The sequence below is a fragment of the Mesorhizobium sp. M2A.F.Ca.ET.039.01.1.1 genome (assembly GCF_003998035.1).
GTDB lineage: Bacteria > Pseudomonadota > Alphaproteobacteria > Rhizobiales > Rhizobiaceae > Mesorhizobium.
The window spans coordinates 1-6,442 of record NZ_RZRY01000368.1 but is presented as its reverse complement, the minus strand read 5'-3'; the positions used below and the strand labels follow the sequence as shown (position 1 = coordinate 6,442).

Below are 6,442 nucleotides of genomic sequence, written 5' to 3'. Positions count from 1 at the left end.
ATATTGCGCAAGCACGCGCGGCAACGCTTCGACCACCGTGACCTTGGCGCCCATCCTGGCGAAGGCCATGCCGAGCTCGAGCCCGATATAGCCGCCGCCGACGACCGCGAGCTTCTTCGGCACGTCGCTCAGCGCCAGCGCCTCGGTGGACGAAATCACAGGTCCCCCGAAAGGCAGGAACGGCAGCTCGACCGGCGCCGAGCCGTTGGCGATCACCACCGTTTCGGCGCGGATGACCTGCGTGCCGGTCTCGGTTTCGACCTCGACCGTCTTGCCATCGCGGAACGTCGCCCAGCCCTGCACCGTCTTCACCTTGGCCTTCTTCAACAACCCGGCCACGCCGCTGTTGAGCCGGCTAACGATACCGTCCTTCCAGGCGACGGTTCTTGCGAGGTCCAGCGTCGGCGCGGCGACCTTGATGCCGAGCGGATCCTTGCCGGAGGCCATATGCGCGATCTTCTCGAACTCCTCCGCGGCATGGATCAGCGCCTTGGACGGGATGCAGCCGACATTGAGGCAGGTGCCGCCGGGCTTCGCAACTTCGACGATCACCGTATCGACGCCGAGTTGTCCGGCGCGGATGGCGCAGACATAACCGCCCGGACCGGCGCCGATGACCAGCAGCTTGCAGGAGATTTCTTTCATGGGCTTACGCTCTTCTTGATGGCGAACGTCGCGGCGCGCCTCCCCTTCTCCCCTTGTGGGAGAAGGTGGATCGGCGCGCCAGCGCCGAGACGGATGAGGGGTGTTCCAGCGGAGTGAGGCGCTGGCTTTCCCTGGAGACCCCCTCATCCGGCCGCTTCGCGGCCACCTTCTCCCCGAGGGGAGAAGAGGACAGCGGAGTCGCCGGCGACCACCTCTCCCCTCGGGGAGAGGTCGGATTGCCCCGCATTGCCCTTCGCAATTCGGCTGGCAATCCGGGTGAGGGGGTCTTTGCGACCGTGGTCATTTTCAATCCACGAAAATCAGCGCCGGCGTCTCGAGCAGCGCCTTGATGCGCTGCACGAACACCGCGGCATCCCAGCCGTCGATGACGCGGTGGTCGAAGCTGGACGACAGGTTCATCATCTTGCGCGGAATGAACTGGGTGCCGTCCCAGACCGGCCGCACCATGATCTTGTTGACGCCGACGATCGCCACTTCCGGATGGTTGATGACCGGCGTCGTCGCCACGCCGCCCATGGCGCCGAGCGAGGTGATGGTGATGGTCGAGCCGGACAGCTCCTCGCGGCTCGCCGTGCCGGCCTTGGCCGCATCGGCCAGCCGGTTGACTTCCGCAGCGCTGTCCCACAGGTCACGCGCCTCCGCATGTTTCACCACCGGCACTACCAGCCCGTTCGGCGTCTGCGCGGCGATGCCGATATGAATGCCCTCATGCTGGTGTATGATCCCGGCCTCGTCATCGAACAGTGAATTGAGGTTGGGCTGCTCGGCGATCGCCTTGACCATCGCCCGTATCAGGAAGGGCAGCAGCGTCAGCTTCGGGCGATCGGCGCGCTTCTCCTTGTTCAGCGTCGCGCGCAGTTCCTCCAAGGCCGTGACGTCGATCTCCTCGACATAGGTGATGTGCGGGATGCGCGATTTCGCCAGCGACATCTTTTCGGCGATCTTGCGCCTGAGCCCGACGACCTTGATGTCCTCGACGCCGTCCTTGCGCGCAAGGCCGGTGGCGCGCGCAACCTGCGGGCCGCGTGCCACAAACGCGTCAATGTCTTCATGGCTGATGCGCCCGGCCGGACCGCTGCCCGGAACCTGGCGCAGATCGATGCCGGCTTCCTTCGCTCGCAGCCGCACGGCCGGCGAGGCCAGCGGCTTCTCGCCTTCCGCGCGCGGCGCGCCGGAAACGGCAGCAGGGCGCGCGGCCTTCGGCGCTGCGGCTGGCGAAACCTTAGCCGGCGGATCGGCTGGCTTTGGTGCCGCTTTCGGCATGGCCGGTGCCGGCGCTGGTTTTGGCTCGGCCGACGCAGCGGGCGCCTTCTCTTCCGGCACGGCCTGGGCGGCCGCCTTCACATTGCCTTCGCCGGCTACCTTCAGCCGCACGATCGGCGAGCCGATTGCCACCGTGTCGCCGATCTCGGCGCCGAGCCAGAGGATCTCGCCGTCAACCGGTGACGGGATTTCGACGGTTGCCTTGTCGGTCATGACGGCGGCCAGAACCGTGTCCTCGCGCACGAGATCGCCGACCTTGACATGCCACTCGACAAGCTCGGCCTCGGCGACGCCTTCGCCGACATCGGGAAGCTTGATGACGTGCTCACCCATCTCAGGCCTCCCCCTAAGCTTCCAATGTTTCGACGAGCGCGCGCCCGATTCGCGCCGGGCCGGGGAAATAGTCCCATTCCTGCGCGTGCGGATAGGGCGTATCCCAGCCGGCGACGCGCGCCACAGGGGCTTCCAAATGGTAGAAGCAGTTCTCCTGCACCAGCGAGACCAGCTCTGCGCCGAAGCCGGAAGTCAGCGTCGCTTCATGCACGACGACACAGCGTCCGGTCTTCGTCACCGAGGCGACGATCGTATCGAGGTCGAGCGGCAGCAGCGTCCTGAGATCGATCACCTCGGCGTCGATGCCGGTCTCCTCGGCCGCGGCCTGCGCGACATAGACCATCGTGCCATAGGCGAGCACCGTGACCGCCGATCCGGGCCGGCGGATCGCCGCCTTGCCGAGGGGGATCGTGTAGTGGCCCTCGGCAACCTCGCCGAGCTCATGCTTCGACCAGGCCGTCACCGGCTTGTCGTGGTGACCGTCGAACGGCCCGTTATAGAGCCGCTTCGGCTCGAGGAAGATCACCGGGTCGGGATCCTCGATCGCCGCGATCAGCAAGCCCTTGGCGTCATGCGGATTGGACGGCACGATCACCTTCAGGCCGGAGACATGAGTGAACAGCGCTTCCGGGCTCTGGCTGTGCGTCTGGCCGCCGAAGATACCGCCGCCGGTCGGCATACGCACCACGATCGGGCAGGTGAAGTCGCCGTTCGAACGGTACCGCAGCCGCGCTGCCTCCGATACGATCTGGTCGTAGGCCGGATAAACATAGTCGGCAAACTGCACCTCGACACAGGGTTTCAACCCGTAGGCAGCCATGCCGATGGCCGAACCGACGATGCCCGATTCGCTGATCGGGGCGTCGAAGCAGCGGCTCTTGCCGTATTTGGCCTGCAGGCCCTGCGTGGCGCGGAACACGCCGCCGAAGAAGCCGACATCCTCGCCATAGACGATGACTTTGTTGTCGCGGCCCATCGACACGTCCATGGCGTCGCGGATCGCCTCGATCATGGTACGCCTGGGCATGGTCAGACCCCTGCCTGCTGGCGCTGGCGCCTGAGATGCGGAGGCATCTCGGCATAGACGCCCTCGAACATGTCGCGGGTTGACGGCTTGCCGCCGGCATGCAGCGTGCCGTGGCCCTCGGCCTCCTTCTGCGCTGCGATCACCGTTTCGAGGATCTCGGCCTCCGCCTGGGTATGGCGATCCTCGGACCAGACGCCCTTCTGGATGAGGTGGTTCTTCAGCCGGATAACCGGATCGCCGAGCGGCCAGGCGTCGGACTCGGCTTTCGGCCGGTAGGCCGACGGATCGTCGGACGTCGAATGCGCACCGACGCGGTAGGTGACATATTCGACCAGTGTCGGTCCGAGATTGGCGCGCGCCCGTTCGACCGCCCATTTCGCCACGGCGTGCACGGCGAGGTAGTCGTTGCCGTCGACGCGCAGCGAAGGAATGCCGAAGCCGAGGCCGCGCGCGGCGAACGTGCCGGAGCCACCGCGGGCGATACCCTGGAAGGTCGAGATCGCCCACTGATTGTTGACGACATTGAGCACGACAGGAGCCTTGTAGGTCGAGGCGAAAACCAGCGCCGCGTGAAAATCGGACTCCGCCGTCGAGCCGTCGCCTATCCAGGCGGCGGCAATGCGCGAATCGTTGGAGATCGCCGAGGCCATCGCCCAGCCGACCGCCTGGATATATTGCGTCGCCAGATTGCCCGAGATCGAGAAGAAACCGTGCTCCTTAGAGGAGTACATGACCGGCAGCTGGCGACCCTTCAGCGGATCGGCCTCGTTGGAATAGATCTGGTTCATCATCGAAACCATCGGATAGCCGTCGGCGATGAGAAGACCTGCTTGCCGATAGGTCGGGAAATTCATGTCGCCCGGCTGAAGCGCCTTGCGGAATGCGCAGCTCACCGCTTCCTCGCCAAGATGCTGCATGTAGAAGGAGGTCTTGCCCTGGCGCTGCGCCATCTGCATGCGCGCGTCGAAGGTCCGAAGCGTCATCATATGGCGCAGGCCTTCGAGCAATTCCTTATCGCTGAGCAGCCCCGCCCATGGCCCGACGGCCTCGCCGGCGCGGTTCAGCACGCGGATGATGGAGAAAGCCATGTCGCGGATGGTGCGCGGATCGACGTCGATCTCGGGACGCGGCACCGAGCCGGCCTTGGGAATGGTCACATTGGAGAAATCGGGCGTGCCGCCAGGCCGCACCTCTGGCTCGGGCACATGAAAGCGCAACATTCCAGCATCGGCCATGAGCTCACATCCTCCAATGTTGCCGGTGCGATCTTTGCACATCCGCGCCGCCAGACCAGTGCCAATTCGCCGGGTCTGGGCGGGGCCTTCCTCCCCGGCGCCGGCCCCGGCAAGCCGATGCGGCGCGCAGGCTCAAGATGCAGATATGGCGACGAAATTTCTTGTCTATGTTTTCGCGCCCCGCGCAATTTGGCGGAAGTTTGCGGGGCGATTGGAGCCAGAAAAGGTAATTGGGATATGCGCAGCGGCCGAAGCAGCCAATCTCCCCCCTCGTGGGGGAGATGCCCGGCAGGGCAGAGGGGGGCGTGACAGAACGCTATCTTGCGGTCGTCATTCTAGGGCGGAGCAAGGAGCGGAGCGACGCGCGCAGACCCTAGAATCCATGCCGTTACGCCAAGGCGTTGCCGCGGTTACAGAATATTCTGCACCGTTGTGCTCCGCGGTAGAAGTCACGGCATGGATTCTCGGGTCGAGCCCGAGAATGACGAAGAGAGGCCCGCCGCTTCTCCGTTCACTCCGTCCCCGCCTCATGCTAACTCACCCCGCATGGCACAGAAGAAAGGATACGAGGTCGATTCGTGGCTGGCGAGGCCCGATCCCTCCATGGGAATCGTCCTGCTTTACGGTCCCGACCGCGGCCTTGTCGCCGAGCGCGCGAAGACCTTCGCGGCGAAGACCGGACTGCCGCTCGATGATCCGTTCTCGGTGGTCAAGCTCGACGGCGCGGAGGTGGACCGCGACGAGGGCCGGCTGCTCGACGAGGCTCGCACCGTGCCGATGTTTTCCGACCGGCGGCTGCTTTGGGTGCGCAACGCCAGCGGCCAGAAGGCGCTGGCCGACGACATCAAGGCGCTGACCACCGAGCCCGCCCGCGACGCCGTCATTCTGATCGAGGCGGGCGACCTGAAGAAGGGCACGGGCCTCAGGGCTATCGTCGAGGCCGCCGGCAACGCCATCGCCTTGCCCTGCTATGCCGATGAAGCCCGCGACCTGGATTCGGTGATCGACGACGAATTGCGCAAGGCCGGCATGTCGATGACATTGGACGCGAGGCAGGCGCTGCGACGCAATCTCGGCGGCGACCGCCTCGCCTCGCGCGGCGAGATCGAGAAGCTGGTTCTTTACGCGCACGGCCGCAAGGAGATCGGCATCGAGGACATCAACGCGCTGTCAGGCGACGTCTCCGGCGCTTCCTTCGATGCCGCGGTCGATGCCATGCTGGACGGCAAGGTCGGCGATTTCGACATCGCCTTCACCCGTCACTGCCAGTCCGGCGGCCATCCGTTCCTGGTGCTGTCCTCGGCGATGCGGCAATTGCAGGCGATCCAGGTGATGCGCGGCCAGATGGAGAGCGGCGGCCGCAACGCCGCCTCGGTCGTTGCCGGCGCCCGTCCGCCCGTCTTCTTCTCGCGCCGCAAGCTGGTGGAAAAGACGCTGGAGCGCTGGAACGTCGAGGCGCTCGGTCGGGCGCTCAGCCGGCTGCAGACGGCCGTGCTGCAGACGCGCAAGCGGCCGGACCTGTCGGAGGCCTTGGCCAGGCAGGCGCTGCTCGGCATCGCGATCGAAAGCGCGAGATTGGGGCAGAGGTAGGCGATTAGCCGATCTCCCGCTTGTGGGGGAAATGTCCGACAGGACAGAGGGGGGCGCTGTCCCGCCAGCGTATCAGCGGTATCCATGTCTCCACTACCAATAGGTGGGCGTCCAGGCATTGCCAGCGCCGCGTTCCTTCGCGCCCCCTCTGTCCTGCCGGACATCTCCCCCACAAGGGGGGAGATCAGCAGCTTCGGCGCCTCGCTCAAACCTAAAAAACACCCATCAGCGCCTTCGAAACCCTCGCGCAGCGCCCCGGCGTCACATCGCCCGGCTTCAAGGGCACGCCTTTTCCCGGCGCCACCGCCGGCTCGTACCAGCTCCGCAG

Annotated in this window: 5 protein-coding genes; 1 reads left to right on the top strand and 4 read right to left on the bottom strand. The window is 65.7% G+C overall.

Annotated features, from left to right (window positions below; genetic code table 11):
- The 4 genes from EOA24_RS23945 to EOA24_RS23930 all read right to left on the bottom strand — a co-directional run.
- On the bottom strand, nt 1-645 hold a 645-nt coding region (locus EOA24_RS23945), incomplete at its 3' end, for an FAD-dependent oxidoreductase (protein ID WP_189354176.1).
- Between the two features lie 306 nt (nt 646-951).
- Nucleotides 952-2,262, bottom strand: coding sequence for a dihydrolipoamide acetyltransferase family protein (locus EOA24_RS23940; RefSeq protein WP_126080366.1), 1,311 nt, complete (start codon nt 2,260-2,262; stop codon nt 952-954).
- Between the two features lie 13 nt (nt 2,263-2,275).
- Nucleotides 2,276-3,289 (bottom strand): alpha-ketoacid dehydrogenase subunit beta, encoded by a 1,014-nt coding sequence (locus tag EOA24_RS23935; protein WP_126080365.1) that lies wholly within the window; start codon nt 3,287-3,289, stop codon nt 2,276-2,278.
- A gap of 2 nt (nt 3,290-3,291) precedes the next feature.
- Nucleotides 3,292-4,524 carry a 3-methyl-2-oxobutanoate dehydrogenase (2-methylpropanoyl-transferring) subunit alpha gene (locus EOA24_RS23930; protein ID WP_126080364.1) on the bottom strand — a complete coding sequence of 411 codons (1,233 nt, stop codon included), beginning with the start codon at nt 4,522-4,524 and terminating at the stop codon, nt 3,292-3,294.
- Nucleotides 4,525-5,070: 546 nt separating this feature from the next.
- Between EOA24_RS23930 and holA the strand changes: the two genes are divergently transcribed.
- The gene (gene holA / locus EOA24_RS23925; protein WP_126080363.1) at nt 5,071-6,114 is read left to right on the top strand and encodes a DNA polymerase III subunit delta; all 1,044 of its coding nucleotides are present in this window, start codon (nt 5,071-5,073) and stop codon (nt 6,112-6,114) included.
- Nucleotides 6,115-6,442: the final 328 nt, after the last annotated feature.